This is a genomic window from Streptomyces sp. NPDC051921, from assembly GCF_040680975.1.
Lineage (GTDB): Bacteria > Actinomycetota > Actinomycetes > Streptomycetales > Streptomycetaceae > Streptomyces.
The window spans coordinates 424,640-439,158 of record NZ_JBFAXU010000002.1; the positions used below are offsets into that span (position 1 = coordinate 424,640).

Below are 14,519 nucleotides of genomic sequence, written 5' to 3' on the forward strand. Positions count from 1 at the left end.
GGCGGGGTGGCCGGTCGGGGCGACATGGCGCGCCCCGACCGGCCCAACGGCACCCGCACGGCCGTACGTTGTGCAGCTTTCCGCGTCCGTATATCGGATCCAATTCAGTGAAGTTGCCTGCGCGTTAAGGGTCTGCGCGGTGAGGGCCTGCGCGTCACGGCGTTTCGAATCCAGGATCCGATCCGGGGGCATCCGGTCCGGGAGTGGATCCCTTGTCCGTCGGCCCCGCATCGGATCCGGTGTCCGACTCGCTCTCCGGCGGCACCACCTGCTTCTCCTCCGCGAAGTGACACGCCGAGTCGTGCTTCGCCGGGGAGTCGGTGAGCCGGAAGACGGCCGGGACGGCGAGCAGCGGGACCTCCAGGGCGCAGCGCTCCTGCGCCTTCCAGCAGCGGGTGCGGAAGCGGCAGCCGGAGGGGATGTTGGCCGGCGAGGGCACGTCACCGGAGAGGATGATCCGCTCGCGGTGCTCGCGCGCCTCGGGGTCCGGCACCGGGACCGCCGAGAGCAGCGCCTGGGTGTAGGGGTGGGTCGGGTGGTCGTAGATCTCGGCGTCGCTGCCGATCTCCACGATCCTGCCGAGGTACATGACGCCGACCCGGTCGGAGATGTGGCGGACGATGGACAGGTCGTGCGCGATGAAGACGTAGGAGAGGCTGAACTCGTCCTGGAGGCGTTCGAGCAGGTTGACCACCTGGGCCTGCACGGACACGTCGAGCGCCGAGACGGGCTCGTCGGCGACGATGATCTCGGGCCGCAGGGCCAGCCCGCGCGCGATGCCGATGCGCTGGCGCTGGCCGCCGGAGAACTGGTGCGGGTAGCGGTTGATGTACTCGGGGTTGAGGCCGACGACGTCGAGCAGGTCCTGCACCCTGCGCCGGCGGTCGCCCTTGGGGGCGACCTCGGGGTGGATCTCGTAGGGCTCGCCGATGATGTCGCCGACGGTCATGCGCGGGTTGAGCGAGGTGTACGGGTCCTGGAAGACCATCTGGATGTTGCGACGGACGGCCTTGAGCGCCCTCGGCGAGAGCTTGGTGATGTCGTCGCCCTTGTACGAGATGGTGCCGGAGGTCGCTCTCTCCAGGTTGACCAGCATCTTCGCCACGGTCGACTTGCCGCAGCCGGATTCGCCGACGATGCCGAGCGTCTCGCCCGCGGCGAGGTCGAAGTCGACCCCGTCGACCGCCTTGACCGCGCCGACCTGCTTCTTGAAGAGGATGCCCTGGGTCAGCGGATAGTGCTTGACCAGGTCGCGGACCTGGAGAATCGCCTCAGCCATGGAGGCACTCCTTCCAGTAGTGGCAGGCGCTGGTGCGCGGCACGGGCGACTCGGTGACGTCGTACAGCGGCGGCTCGTCGGTCCTGCAGCGTTCCCGGGCGAGCGGGCAGCGCGGGTTGAAGGAGCAGCCGGACGGGATGGCGAGGAGGTTGGGCGGCAGGCCCTTGATGGCGTAGAGCTCCTGGCCCTTCTGGTCCAGGCGCGGGATGGAGTCCAGCAGGCCCCTGGTGTACGGGTGGGCGGGGGCCTTGTAGATCTCGTGCACCGGCGCCTGTTCGACGATCTTCCCCGCGTACATCACGGCGATCTTGTCGGCGACGTCGGCGACCACGCCGAGGTCGTGCGTGATGAGGATGAGGCCCATGTTGAGCTCGCGCTGGAGCTCGGCGAGCAGGTCCATGACCTGGGCCTGGACGGTGACGTCGAGGGCCGTGGTGGGCTCGTCGGCGATGATCAGCTCGGGTTCGAGAGCGAGCGCCATCGCGATCATGATGCGCTGGCGCATGCCGCCGGAGAACTGGTGCGGGTACTGGCCGACCCGTTCCTTGGCGGCGGGGATGCGGACCCGGTCCATCAGCTCGATGGCCTTGGCCTTGGCGTCCTTCCGGGACATGCCCCGGTGGACCTGGAACATCTCGCCGAGCTGGTCGCCGACGCTGATGACGGGATTGAGGGAGGACAGCGCGTCCTGGAAGATCATCGCCATCTTGGCGCCGCGGATCTTCCGCCGCTCCTCCTCCTTCAGCTGGAGCAGGTCCTGGCCCTGGAAGCGGATCTCGCCGCCGGTGATCTTCCCTGGGGGCACGTCGAGGATGCCCATCACGGCCTGGGCGGTGACGGACTTGCCGGAGCCGGACTCGCCGAGCACGGCCAGGGTCTCCCCCGCGTCGACCGAGTAGTTGACGCCGTTGACCGCCTTGGCCACCCCGTCGCGGGTGTGGAACTCCACGTGCAGGTCGTGCACTTCGAGCAGCATGGTCGGCTACCTCAGCTTGGGGTCGAGGGCGTCGCGCACCGCGTCGCCGAGCATGATGAAGGCGAGCACCGTGACGGCGAGCGCGCCGGCCGGCCAGAGCAGCATGTGCGGGGCGTTGCGGATGTACTGCGAGGCCGAGGAGATGTCGATGCCCCAGGACACGGTCGGCGGCTTCAGGCCGACGCCGAGGTACGACAGGGTCGCCTCCAGCGCGATGTAGGTGCCGAGCGCGATGGTCGCGACGACGATCACGGGGGCGACCGCGTTGGGCGTGATGTGCCGCATCAGCATCCGGGAGTTGGACGCGCCGAGCGCCCGGGCCGCCTGGACGTAGTCGTTCTGTTTGGCGGTGATGACGGAGCCGCGGGCGATGCGGGAGATCTGCGGCCAGCCGAGCAGCACCATGAAGCCGATGACGGGCCAGACGGTGGAGCTGGTGACGACCGAGAGGAGCACCAGGCCGCCGAGGACGACGGGGATGGCGAAGAAGACATCGGTGATCCGGGACAGGAAGCCGTCCCAGGCGCCGCCGAAGAAGCCGGCGAGCCCGCCGAGGATGCCGCCGAGGATCGCGACACCGAGGGTGGCGCAGACGCCGACGGTGACGGAGGTGCGGGCGCCGTAGACGACCCGGGTGTAGACGTCGCAGCCCTGCCCGTTGAAGCCGAAGGGGTGGCCGGGCTGGGAGCCCTCCTGGGCCTTGGACAGGTCGCAGTCGAGGGGGTCTCCGGAGGCGATCAGCTGGGGCCAGATGGAGATGACGACGAGGAAGAGGATCACGAGCCCGGAGATGATGAAGACCGGGTTGCGCCGGAGGTCGTGCCAGGCGTCGGACCACAGCGAGCGCGGCTTCTTGTCCGGGCCGGCGTCCGGGCCGGTGTCGGGGCCGTTCTCCAGGCTCTTCTCCAGTGTCTCGGCCTCGGCGGTGCCGAGGTCGGCCGCACCCCCGGCACCGGTCGAGGCGATGGCGCGCCCCTCCTCGCCGTACGACTCAAGCGGCTCAAACGGCTCGGGCTCAGGCATAGCGAATCCTCGGGTCAAGGACGGCGTAAAGGAGGTCGACCAGCAGGTTGGCCAGGAGAAACACCAGGACGAGGACGGTCACGAAGCCGACGACGGTCTGGGTGTTCTGGCGGACGATGCCCTGGTACAGCTGGTAGCCCACGCCGTGGATGTTGAAGATCCGTTCGGTGACGATGGCGCCGCCCATGAGCGCGCCGATGTCGGCGCCGATGAAGGTCACCACGGGGATGAGGCTGTTGCGCAGCAGGTGTCGGGTGACGACCCTGCGGCGCGGCAGGCCCTTGGCGACGGCCGTGCGGACGTAGTCGGCGCGCTTGTTCTCGGCGATGGAGGTGCGGGTGAGCCGGGTGACGTAGGCGAGCGACACGGACGCGAGGACGAGGCCGGGGACGATCAGCTCGCTGAAGGGCGCCTCGGGCGAGACGGCCGGTTTGATCCAGCCCCATTCGACGCCGAGGAGCAGCTGGAGCAGGAGGCCGGTCACGAAGGTCGGGATGGAGAGGACGACCAGGGTCAGCAGCAGCACCGACGTGTCGACGGGGTGGCCGCGCTTGAGGCCGGTGACGACGCCGAGGGTGATGCCGATGACGATCTCGAAGAGGATGGCGACGATGGTGAGCCGGATGGTGACGGGGAAGGCGCTGGCCATCAGTTCGGTGACGGGCTGGCCGTTGAAGGCGGTGCCGAAGTCGCCGGTGAAGACGTTGCCCATGTAGGTCAGGTATTGCTGCCAGACGGGCTTGTCGAGGCCGAACTCCTTCTCCAGTTGGGCGGCGGTGGCGGGATCACAGGCGCGGTCGCCGCACAGGCCGGCGATGGGGTCGCCCATCACGTTCACCATCAGGAAGATCAGCAGCGTGGCGCCGAAGAAGACGGGGATCATCTGCAGCAGCCGCCGGATCACATAGCGACCCATGGAAGCCTCCAGGGAAGGTGGGGAGGTAGGCCGGGAAAGCGGCACGGCCCGGCGCGGGGGTCCGCGGGCCGGGCCGTACGCCGCCGGCCGGTACGGCCTGCTGAGGCGTCACTTGACCTTGATCTGGTCGTAGACGGGGACGCTGAACGGGTTGAGCGTCACGTTCTCGACCCGGTCCGAGTAGCCGGCGCTGCCGTTCTGGTACCAGAGCGGGATGGCGCCCATGTCGCCCTTGAGGACCTCCTCGGCCTGCTGGAAGAGCCCCACGGCCTTCGGGATGTCGGACTCGGCGTTGGCCTGGTTGATCAGCTTGTCGAACTGGGGGTCCGAGTACTTGCCGTCGTTGGACGAGGCGTTGGTGTAGTACAGCGGCTGGAGGAAGTTCTGGATGAGCGGGTAGTCCATCTGCCAGCCGGCGCGGAACGGGCCCTTCATCTTCTGGGTGCTGACCTGGCTGCGGAAGTCGGCGAAGGTGCCGATCGGGTTGCCGACGCAGGCCTTGTTGTTGCCGAGCGCGTTGTTGATGGAGTTGCAGACGGCGTCCACCCACTCCTTGTGGGAGCCGGTGTCGGCGTTGTACGAGATGGTCATCGTGCCGCCGGGGATGCCGCCGCCCTCGGCGACCAGCTTCTTGGCCTCGGCGGGGTTGTACGTGCAGGCGTCGCCGCAGATGTTCTTGAAGCCGCCGGCCTCACCGAGCACCGGTGAGGTCCAGTCGACGGCGGGGGTGCGGGTCTTCTGGAAGATCGTCTCCGTGATCTGGTCACGGTTGATCGCCATGGACAGGCCCGTGCGGAGCTTCTCCTGGCCGGGCTTGTTCCACGCGGGGTCGTAGAACGGGAAGGAGAGCGTCTGGATGATGCCGGCGGGGGTGTTGATGTAGCGGTCGCCGAGGTCGGCGGAGACGTTCTTGAGCTGCGAGGCGGGGATGTCGTCGACGAGGTCGAGGTTGCCGGCCGTGAGGTCGGTGTAGGCGGTGTTGTTGTCGGTGTAGACCTTGAGGGTGATGCCGCCGTTCTGCGCCTTGTCGGTGCCCGGGTAGCCGTCCCACTTCTTGAGGACCATCTGCGAGCCCTTGGAGTAGGAGTCGATGGTGTACGGGCCGTTGCCGACGGGCTTGCTCAGCCAGCCGGCGTGGTCCGTGTAGAAGCTCTGGGGCAGCGGGGAGAAGGCCGCGTAGCCGAGGGTGTCGGGGAAGGTCGAGAACTTCTGCGTCAGCTTGACCGTGAAGGTCTGCTCGCCGGTGACCTTGAGCCCGGACATGGTCGTGGCCTTCGGCTCACCCTGCTCGGGGTGGACCTGGTCGTAGCCCTCGATGGCGCTGAAGAAGGACGCGTTCTTCTGGTTGTTCTTCAGGCTCGCGCCGTAGTTCCAGGCGTCGACGAAGGACTTGGCGGTGACCTTCTCGCCGTTGGAGAAGGTCCAGCCGGACTTGACCGTGATGGCGAAGTTGATCGAGTCGGTGCTCTCGATCTTCTCGGCGAGCATGTTCTGGGCCGCGCCCGTCTTCGGGTCGTACTGCTTGAGCCCGCGGAAGATCATGGAGAGGACCTTGCCGCCCTGCACCTCGTTGGTGTTCGCCGGTTCGAGCGGGTTCTGCGGGTCGCCCCACGAGGAGCTCACGACGCCGTCCGCGCCTCCGCCGCCGCCGCTGTCGCCGCCACCTCCGCAGGCGGTCGCCGCGAGGGCGACGGCGGTGGCCAGAGCGGCCCACTTGGCGTGCGTGGCTCCGCGCATGGAGTGCCTCCCGAATGTCCTCAGTATGACTTCGCCCCAATATCACCCGATATTGACGGGAGTGCACTTTTATGGCGTCCGGATGAACCGGCCCCGGGCGACCCGGACGGCCCGGGGCACTCCGGACGCGGGAAGGCCCCCGTCGCCCTTGCGGGCGGCGGGGGCCTTCCGTGCTCCGGTGCGCCGGACGGCGCTCGGGGACGTCAGCTCGCGTGCACGACGTCCTTCTCCTCGGCGAAGTGGCACGCGGACTCGTGCGCGGCCGGGGTGTCCAGACCCTGGAAGCGCTGCGGCACCGCGAGCAACGGCGTCTCGGTGGCGCAGATGTCCTGGGCCTTCCAGCAGCGGGTGCGGAAGCGGCAGCCCGACGGCGGGTTGGCCGGCGAGGGCACGTCGCCGGTGAGGATGATCCGGTCGCGGTGCGCGCGGGCCTCCGGGTCCGGCACCGGCACCGCGGAGAGCAGCGCCTGGGTGTACGGGTGGGTCGGGTGGTCGTAGATCTGGGAGTCCGTGCCGATCTCGGCCATCTTGCCCAGGTACATCACGCCGACGCGGTCCGAGATGTGCCGGACGATCGACAGGTCGTGCGCGATGAAGATGTAGGACAGGTTGAACTCGTCCTGCAGCTTCTCCATCAGGTTGATGACCTGCGCCTGGACGGACACGTCCAGGGCGGAGACCGGCTCGTCGCAGATGATGATCTCCGGGTTGAGCGCGAGGCCGCGGGCGATGCCGATGCGCTGGCGCTGACCGCCGGAGAACTGGTGCGGGTAGCGGTTGATGTACTCGGGGTTCAGACCGACGACGTCGAGCAGCTCCTGCACCTTGCGGCGCCGGTCGCCCTTCGGGGCCACCTCGGGGTGGATGTCGAAGGGCTCGCCGATGATGTCGCCGACCGTCATGCGCGGGTTCAGCGAGGTGTACGGGTCCTGGAACACCATCTGGATGTTCCGGCGGACGGCCTTCAGGGCGCGGCCGGACAGCTTGGTGATGTCCTGGCCCTTGTAGAAGACCTCGCCCGCGGTGGCCCGCTCCAGGTTCATGAGGAGCTTGGCGACCGTGGACTTGCCACAGCCGGACTCGCCCACGATGCCCAGCGTCTCGCCCTGGTAGAGGTCGAAGGAGACCCCGTCCACGGCCTTGACCGCACCGACCTGCTTCTTGAACAGGATGCCCTGGGTGAGCGGGAAGTGCTTCTTCAGGTCGCGGACCTGGAGGATCGGCTCACCGCGCTGGATCGGCGCCTCGATGGCGGCTACGGCCTCCGCCTCGGACACGGCCCCGGCCTCGTTCGTCTTGCTCAGCTCAGCCATGGATCGTCTCCTTCCAGAAGTGGCAGGCGCTCTTGCGGCCCGGCAGCTCGGCGCCGTTCTGCTCGGTGACCGGCGCCAGGGCCGGGATCTCCGTACGGCAGATGTCGTCGGCCTTGGGGCAGCGCGGGTTGAAGGCGCAGCCGGTGGGCACGCGCAGCAGGTTGGGCGGGAGGCCCTTGATCGCGTAGAGCTCCTGGCCCTTCTGGTCCAGGCGCGGGATCGAGTCGAGCAGACCGCGGGTGTACGGGTGGGCCGGGCGCTTGTACAGCTCGTGCACCGGCGCCTGCTCCACGATGCGGCCGGCGTACATGACCGCGATCTTGTCCGCGACGTCGGCGACGACGCCGAGGTCGTGGGTGATCAGGATCAGACCCATGTTGTATTCCTGCTGGAGCTCCGCGAGGAGGTCCATGACCTGGGCCTGGACGGTCACGTCGAGCGCCGTGGTGGGCTCGTCCGCGATGATCAGGTCCGGCTCCAGGGCCAGCGCCATGGCGATCATGATGCGCTGGCGCATACCGCCGGAGAACTGGTGGGGGTAGTCGGAGACCCGCGCCTTGGCGGCGGGGATCTTGACCTTGTCCATCAGCTCGATGGCCTTGACCTTGGCGTCCTTCTTGGACAGGCCGTGGTGCACGCGGAACATCTCGCCGAGCTGGTAGCCGACGGAGAGGACCGGGTTCAGGGAGGACAGCGCGTCCTGGAAGATCATGGCGATCTTCCGGCCGCGGATCTTCCGGCGCTCCTCGTTGGACATCTTGAGCATGTCCTGGCCGCGGAAGAAGATCTCGCCCTGCGGGATCTTGCCGGGCGGCATGTCGAGGATGCCCATGATGGCCTGGGCCGTCACGGACTTGCCGGAGCCGGACTCGCCCAGCACGGCCAGCGTCTCACCGGCGTTGACCGAGTAGTTGACGCCGTTGACCGCCTTGGCCACACCGTCACGGGTGTGGAACTCGACGTGCAGGTCGCGGACTTCGAGCAGCGGACCGGTGTGGTCGCCGTCGCGCGGCGCGGGGACCGTCGCGGTGTTGTCGATGATGGTCACGTTCGCCCTCCTCAGCGCATCTTCGGGTCGAGGGCGTTGCGGACTGCTTCGCCGAGCATGATGAATGCCAGCACGGTGATGCTCAGCATGATCGAGGGCCACAGCAGGATGTGCGGGGCCACCCGGATCTGGTCGACGGCGGTGGAGATGTCGACGCCCCAGGAGACGGTCGGCGAGGCAAGGCCCAGACCCAGGTAGGACAGGGTCGCCTCGGCCGAGATGTAGCCGCCGAGCGAGATGGTCGCGACGACGATCAGCGGAGCCATGGCGTTCGGCAGGATGTGCCGGAACAGGATCCGCGTGGTGCCGGCGCCGAGGGCCGTGGCGGCGTGGACGTAGTCGGCCTGCTTGACCGTGATCACGGCACCGCGCATGACGCGGGCCATCTGGGTCCAGCCGAGGAACGCCAGGGCGCCGACGACGACCCAGACGGTGCGGTCGGTGAAGGACTGCAGCACGACCATGGCGCCGAGCAGGAACGGGATGCCGAAGAAGATGTCGGTGATCCGGGAGAGGACCGCGTCGAGCACGCCGCCGAAGTAGCCGGCGAGCATGCCGATCAGGCCACCGAAGATCGTGACGATCGCGGTGACGCAGACGCCGACGATGATCGAGGCACGGGTGCCGTGGATCAGGCGGGCGTACACGGAACGGCCCTGGCCGTCGTAACCGAGCCACTCGGGCGAACCGATGTTGCCGAGCTCCGGCTTGCCCAGGAAGTGCTTCACCAGGTCGCCGCTGGTCGGCGAGGCGCTGGTGAACAGGCTCGGGGCGGCGGCGATGAGCAGCAGGAAGAAGATCATCACCGCGGAGACGAGGAAGTACGGGTTGCGGCGCAGGTCCGACCAGGCGTCGCCCCAGAGGCTGCGGGCCTTCTCCGACTTCGGGGCCGACGCCGGCGCGTCGACCGAGGGCGCGGCGACGGCGTCCTCGACGGTGGCCGCGGTCTTGGTCACGTCAGGCATAACGGATCCTCGGGTCCAGGACCGCGTACAGCAGGTCGATGAGCAGGCTGGTGACGAGGTAGACGATCACCAGGATGGTGACGAGGCCGACCAGGGTGGTGCCCTCGCGACGGGAGATCGACTCGGCGATCAGACCGCCGATGCCCTTGATGTTGAAGATCTTCTCGGTGACGACCGCGCCGCCCATGAGGGCGCCGATGTCGGTGCCGAGGAAGGTGATGACCGGGATCATCGAGTTGCGCATCAGGTGGACACCGATGATGCGGCGCTTCGGCAGACCCTTGGCGATGGCCGTGCGCATGTAGTCGGCGCGCAGGTTCTCCGCCATGGTGGTCCGGGTCAGACGCGCCACGTAGGCGAGGGAGAGACCGCCGAGCACGATCGCCGGGGCGATGAGCTCGTCCCAGTTCTGCTCGGTGGAGACGTTCGGCGCGATCCAGCCCAGGTTGAACGCGAACTGCATCTTGATGAGGAAGCCGAGCACGAAGACCGGGATCGAGATGATCAGCAGCGTGAAGATCAGGATGGCGTTGTCGGCCAGGCGGCCGGCGCGCAGACCGGCGATGATGCCGAGGCCGATACCGAAGATCAGCTCGAAGGTGAAGGCCAGCAGGGCCAGTTGGAGCGTGACGGGGAACGCCTCACCCAGCACCTCGGTCACCGGCCGCCCGTTGCGGATCTGGGTGCCGAAGTCCAGGTGCAGGATCATGTCCCGCATGTAGACGAAGTACTGCTCCGGCAGCGACTTGTCGAGACCCAGCTCATGGCGCTTCGCGGCCAGGGTCGCAGGATCTGCCCCCTTGTCACCGAACATCGCCAGCACGGGGTCACCGGGCAGGCTGTGAACCATGAGGAAGATCAGCAGGGTTGTCCCGAGGAAAACCGGGATCATCTGGAGCAGTCGTCGTGCGACATAGCGCCCCATCATGCCTCCGTTGAGATGTGACGGCCGCAGCCGACGGGCCCTCCCTCGACAGCCTGCCCGGATCTGGGCATGACGATGTCGCGGAAGGGCCCCCCAGCCACTGCGTAAGGCACCGCGGCGGGGCTGACGATCCGTCAGCCCCGCGCGACGGCGAGCGGACTACGCTTGGGTGATTACTTCTTGACCTCGACGCCGGTCAGGATCGGGTCGCCGTCCTGGCCGTAAGCGACGCCGGAGACCTTCTCCGAGTAGCCCGCGTTGACCTTGTAGTACCAGAGCGGGATCGACGGCATGTAGTTGACCAGGTCCTTCTCGATGGCCTGGTACGCCTTGACCGACTCGTCGAGCGTCTTGGCCGAGTCGGCGGCCGCGATCTTGGCGTCCAGCTCCTTGTTGGAGAAGTCGCCCTGGTTGCCGCCCGCACCCGTACGGAACAGGTCCGAGATGAAGTTGGCGTTCACCGGGTAGTCGAGCACCCAGCCGGAGCGGTACAGGGACTTGACCTGCTTCGTCTTACGAGCGGTCAGGTCGGCCTGGAAGTCCGGCTTGCCGTCACCGACACACTGGACGCTGGTGGCCTGCTGGATGGAGTTGCAGACAGCCTCCACCCACTCCTTGTGGCCACCGTCGGCGTTGTACTGGATGGAGATCTTGTTGCCGGGGACGCCGCCGCCGGCCTTGATGAGCTCCTTGGCCTTGGCCGGGTCGAACTTGGTGACCTCGACCGCGTTCGGCTGGTAGCCGAGGACGCCCTTGGCGACCCAGCCGGTCGCGGGCTCACGCGTGCCGTTCAGCACCGTCTTGGTGATGGTGGCACGGTCGATCGCCATGGACAGACCCTGGACGACGCGCGGGTCGATCTGCTTCGGCTTCTTCCACTGGTCGGCGTAGAAGGCGACGGCGATGGTCTGGATGGCGGAGTACGCCTGGTCCACGGCACGGTCGCCGAGGTCCGCACGGTAGACCGGGAGGTCCTTCGGGGCGATCTGACGCAGGACGTCGACGTTGCCCGACTTCAGGTCCTCGTACGCGGCCTCGAGGGTGGTGTAGTTCTTGAAGACCACACCGCCGTTCTTCGCCTTGTTCGGGCCCTTGTAGCCGTCGAAGCGAGAGATCTCGATCGACTTCTTGTGGTCCCAGCTCTTGAACTTGTAGGGACCGTTGCCGACCGGCTTCTGGCCACCGGCGACCGGGTCCTTGTAGAAGGAGTCCGGGAGCGGAGCGAAGACGATGTAGGCGAGCTTGTGCGCGAAGTACGGAACCGCGCTGTTCAGCTCGATGGTGAAGGTGTTGTCGTCGACGATCTTCAGACCCTCGAGCTTGTCCGCGGACGGCTTGGCGCCCTCGGCCTCGGGGTGGACCTTGTCGAAGCCCTTGATGTCGGCGAACCAGGACGCGAGGCCCTGGGCGTTCTTGACGTTGGCGTTCCAGTTCCACGCGTCCACGAAGGACTTGGACGTGACCGGGGTGCCGTCGTGGAAGGTCCAGCCCGGCTTGAGCTTGACGGTCCACGTCTTGGAGTCGGTCGTGGTGACCGACTCGGCGTTGATCATCTCCAGCGAGCCGTCGGCCTTGTAGTCGACCAGGGTCGAGAACAGACCGGCCATGACCGCGGAGCCGTTGGACTCCATCGTGTCACCGGTGAGCAGCGGCTTCTCCGGCTCGCCGAGCTCGACCGAGAAGATCCCGTTCGGGTCCACCTCGCCCTTGGCGTCGGAGCCGCTGCCGCCCTTACCCCCGCCACAGGCGGTCGCTGCCAGGGCGACAACGATCGCGCCCGCTACCCACTTGGCGCTCTTGGCACCGCGCATGGGGTTCCTCCTCATGAGTCCACTTGTCACTACAAGAGAGGCACTTCGAGTTCTGCCGACACCCCTGACGGCGTTGCACTCAAGTGCCCCGAGTGTGCTCGTGAGTCGGCACTCCCCACAGTGCGTGACCCATTGACCCGAGCTCAATGGAGCCAACTATTAAGTACGTCCGGGCTGTAAACCACACTTAAGTGGTCTCGTTTTGACAACATCAGGACCCCGCCGAAGACCGAAATCCGGACAAAGCGAGCACAGACAGACAGCGACGAAACGGACCGTTAACACACGTTCCGGAGAGCGACGACCGATATCCGGACGCCCGGCCTGCTAAATGTGGTTGACGAAACGTTGACAACGGACGCGTCTCCCGGCCGCTCAGGAAGCCCGCCGGCGGCACGAAAGGGCCCGGCCCCCCGCACAGTGTGCAGGGGGCCGGGCCCTTGATGTGAGCTTTCGCTCAAACGCTTCGCGTCAGGCGTTCTTGGCGCGCGAGGCGGAGCGGCTGCGCTCCTTCTGGTCCAGGACGACCTTGCGGATGCGCACGGCCTCCGGGGTCACCTCGACGCACTCGTCGTCGCGGCAGAACTCCAGGGACTGCTCCAGGGAGAGCTTGCGCGGCGGGACGATCGCCTCGAAGGAGTCGGCGGAGGAGGAGCGCATGTTGGTGAGCTTCTTCTCCTTCGTGATGTTCACGTCCATGTCGTCGGAGCGGGAGTTCTCGCCGACGATCATGCCCTCGTACACCTCGGTGCCGGGGTCGGTGAACAGCACGCCGCGCTCCTGCAGGTTCGTCATCGCGAAGGCGGTGACGGCACCGGCGCGGTCGGCGACCAGCGAGCCGTTGTTACGGGTGGTCAGCGTGCCGAACCAGGGCTCGTGGCCCTCGTGGATCGAGTGGCCGATGCCCGTGCCGCGGGTCTGGGTCAGGAACTCCGTACGGAAGCCGATGAGGCCACGGGACGGGACGACGAACTCCATGCGGACCCAGCCGGAGCCGTGGTTCGACATGTTGTCCATGCGGCCCTTGCGGACACCCATGAGCTGGGTGACGGCACCCATGTGCTCCTCGGGCACGTCGATCGTCATGCGCTCGACGGGCTCGTGGACCTTGCCGTCGACCTCCTTGGTGACGACCTGCGGCTTGCCGATGGTGAGCTCGAAGCCCTCGCGGCGCATCTGCTCGACCAGGATGGCGAGCGCGAGCTCACCACGGCCCTGGACCTCCCAGGCGTCCGGACGCTCGGTGTCGAGGACGCGGAGCGAGACGTTACCGATCAGCTCGCGGTCCAGACGGTCCTTGACCTGGCGGGCGGTGACCTTGCGGTCCTTGACCGCGGCCTTGGCGTCCGCGCCCTTGCCGGTGCCGCCGCGGCCGACCAGCGGGGAGGTGTTGGTGCCGATGACCATGGAGATGGCAGGCTCGTCGACCGTGATCAGCGGGAGCGCGACCGGGTTCTCGGGGTCGGCGAGGGTCTCGCCGATCATGATGTCCGGGATGCCGGCGACGGCGCAGATGTCACCGGGGCCCGCGACCTCGGCCGGCTTGCGGGTGAGCGCCTCGGTCATCATCAGCTCGGTGATGCGGACGTTCGAGATCGAGCCGTCACGCTTGATCCACGCGACCGTCTGGCCCTTGCGCAGCTCGCCCTGCTCGACGCGGAGCAGCGCGATGCGGCCGAGGAAGTTGTCGGCGTCGAGGTTGGTGACGTGGGCCTGGAGCGGCGCGTCCTCCTCGTACGTCGGGGCCGGGACGTGCTCCAGGATCGTGGAGAAGAACGGCTCCAGGTTGGTGGAGTCCGCCGGGACGGTGCCGTCTTCCGGCTTGGTCAGCGAGGCGATGCCGTCACGGCCGCAGGCGTAGACGATCGGGAACTCGATCTGGTCCTCGTCGGCGTCCAGGTCGAGGAAGAGGTCGTAGGTCTCGTTGACGACCTCGTCGATCCGGGAGTCCGGGCGGTCCGTCTTGTTGATGCAGAGGATGACGGGCATGCGGGCCTGGAGGGCCTTGCGCAGCACGAAGCGGGTCTGCGGGAGCGGACCCTCGGAGGCGTCCACCAGGAGGACGACGGCGTCGACCATCGACAGACCGCGCTCGACCTCGCCACCGAAGTCGGCGTGGCCGGGGGTGTCGATGATGTTGATCGTGATCGGGGCCCCGCCGTCCTTGGGGTGGTACTTCACCGCCGTGTTCTTGGCGAGGATCGTGATGCCCTTCTCACGCTCCAGGTCGTTCGAGTCCATCATGCGGTCGTCGAGCTGCTGGTGGGCGGCGAAGGCACCGGCCTGCTTGAGCATGGCGTCGACGATGGTCGTCTTGCCGTGGTCGACGTGGGCGACGATGGCGACGTTACGGATGTCGTGGCGCGTGGGCATGGGTGGCTTGCGCTTCTCTCGGATCGTGGGAATCGGCGTCAGTTCCTCTTACGCCCGCCGGGCGGACGCGCCACGGCTATGTCCTATGGTACGGGGCTGCCGCGCAAGGGGCTTCCCCGGAGTGGATCCGAGAGGTTCTACTAGGAGGTTTCA

General features: G+C 67.4%; 11 protein-coding genes. All 11 read right to left on the reverse strand.

What is annotated here, in order from left to right:
- Nucleotides 1-154 precede the first annotated feature (154 nt).
- Nucleotides 155-1,279 (reverse strand): dipeptide ABC transporter ATP-binding protein, encoded by a 1,125-nt coding sequence (locus tag AB0M16_RS04570; protein WP_365338638.1) that lies wholly within the window; start codon nucleotides 1,277-1,279, stop codon nucleotides 155-157.
- Nucleotides 1,272-2,255, reverse strand: coding sequence for an ABC transporter ATP-binding protein (locus AB0M16_RS04575; protein ID WP_365338640.1), 984 nt, complete (start codon nucleotides 2,253-2,255; stop codon nucleotides 1,272-1,274). The genes AB0M16_RS04570 and AB0M16_RS04575 overlap by 8 nt, the downstream gene beginning before the upstream one ends.
- A 6-nt stretch (nucleotides 2,256-2,261) precedes the next feature.
- On the reverse strand, nucleotides 2,262-3,278 hold the full coding sequence (locus tag AB0M16_RS04580; RefSeq protein WP_365338642.1) for an ABC transporter permease: 1,017 nt from the start codon (nucleotides 3,276-3,278) through the stop codon (nucleotides 2,262-2,264).
- On the reverse strand, nucleotides 3,271-4,194 hold the full coding sequence (locus AB0M16_RS04585; protein WP_365338644.1) for an ABC transporter permease: 924 nt from the start codon (nucleotides 4,192-4,194) through the stop codon (nucleotides 3,271-3,273). The genes AB0M16_RS04580 and AB0M16_RS04585 overlap by 8 nt, the downstream gene beginning before the upstream one ends.
- Before the next feature lie 108 nt (nucleotides 4,195-4,302).
- On the reverse strand, nucleotides 4,303-5,931 hold the full coding sequence (locus tag AB0M16_RS04590) for an ABC transporter substrate-binding protein (protein ID WP_365338646.1): 1,629 nt from the start codon (nucleotides 5,929-5,931) through the stop codon (nucleotides 4,303-4,305).
- 203 nt (nucleotides 5,932-6,134) lie between these two features.
- Nucleotides 6,135-7,244, reverse strand: coding sequence for a dipeptide ABC transporter ATP-binding protein (locus AB0M16_RS04595; protein WP_365338648.1), 1,110 nt, complete (start codon nucleotides 7,242-7,244; stop codon nucleotides 6,135-6,137).
- Complete coding sequence (locus AB0M16_RS04600) at nucleotides 7,237-8,292, reverse strand: ABC transporter ATP-binding protein (protein WP_365338650.1); 1,056 nt, start codon at nucleotides 8,290-8,292, stop codon at nucleotides 7,237-7,239. The genes AB0M16_RS04595 and AB0M16_RS04600 overlap by 8 nt, the downstream gene beginning before the upstream one ends.
- An 11-nt stretch (nucleotides 8,293-8,303) precedes the next feature.
- On the reverse strand, nucleotides 8,304-9,257 hold the full coding sequence (locus tag AB0M16_RS04605; RefSeq protein ID WP_365338652.1) for an ABC transporter permease: 954 nt from the start codon (nucleotides 9,255-9,257) through the stop codon (nucleotides 8,304-8,306).
- Nucleotides 9,250-10,182: an ABC transporter permease gene (locus tag AB0M16_RS04610; RefSeq protein WP_365338758.1), complete on the reverse strand. Its 933-nt coding sequence runs from the start codon at nucleotides 10,180-10,182 to the stop codon at nucleotides 9,250-9,252. The genes AB0M16_RS04605 and AB0M16_RS04610 overlap by 8 nt, the downstream gene beginning before the upstream one ends.
- Before the next feature lie 173 nt (nucleotides 10,183-10,355).
- Nucleotides 10,356-11,993 carry an ABC transporter substrate-binding protein gene (locus AB0M16_RS04615; protein WP_365338654.1) on the reverse strand — a complete coding sequence of 546 codons (1,638 nt, stop codon included), beginning with the start codon at nucleotides 11,991-11,993 and terminating at the stop codon, nucleotides 10,356-10,358.
- 471 nt (nucleotides 11,994-12,464) lie between these two features.
- Complete coding sequence (typA, locus tag AB0M16_RS04620; RefSeq protein ID WP_365338656.1) at nucleotides 12,465-14,366, reverse strand: translational GTPase TypA; 1,902 nt, start codon at nucleotides 14,364-14,366, stop codon at nucleotides 12,465-12,467.
- Nucleotides 14,367-14,519: the final 153 nt, after the last annotated feature.

Coding starts and splice junctions, on each gene's coding strand:
- AB0M16_RS04610 (WP_365338758.1), bottom strand. CDS start 10,182: ATGGGGCGCTATGTCGCACGACGACTGCTCCAGATGATCCCGGTTTTC.
- AB0M16_RS04585 (WP_365338644.1), bottom strand. CDS start 4,194: ATGGGTCGCTATGTGATCCGGCGGCTGCTGCAGATGATCCCCGTCTTC.
- AB0M16_RS04570 (WP_365338638.1), bottom strand. CDS start 1,279: ATGGCTGAGGCGATTCTCCAGGTCCGCGACCTGGTCAAGCACTATCCG.
- AB0M16_RS04605 (WP_365338652.1), bottom strand. CDS start 9,257: ATGCCTGACGTGACCAAGACCGCGGCCACCGTCGAGGACGCCGTCGCC.
- AB0M16_RS04595 (WP_365338648.1), bottom strand. CDS start 7,244: ATGGCTGAGCTGAGCAAGACGAACGAGGCCGGGGCCGTGTCCGAGGCG.
- AB0M16_RS04615 (WP_365338654.1), bottom strand. CDS start 11,993: ATGCGCGGTGCCAAGAGCGCCAAGTGGGTAGCGGGCGCGATCGTTGTC.
- AB0M16_RS04590 (WP_365338646.1), bottom strand. CDS start 5,931: ATGCGCGGAGCCACGCACGCCAAGTGGGCCGCTCTGGCCACCGCCGTC.
- AB0M16_RS04580 (WP_365338642.1), bottom strand. CDS start 3,278: ATGCCTGAGCCCGAGCCGTTTGAGCCGCTTGAGTCGTACGGCGAGGAG.
- typA (WP_365338656.1), bottom strand. CDS start 14,366: ATGCCCACGCGCCACGACATCCGTAACGTCGCCATCGTCGCCCACGTC.
- AB0M16_RS04575 (WP_365338640.1), bottom strand. CDS start 2,255: ATGCTGCTCGAAGTGCACGACCTGCACGTGGAGTTCCACACCCGCGAC.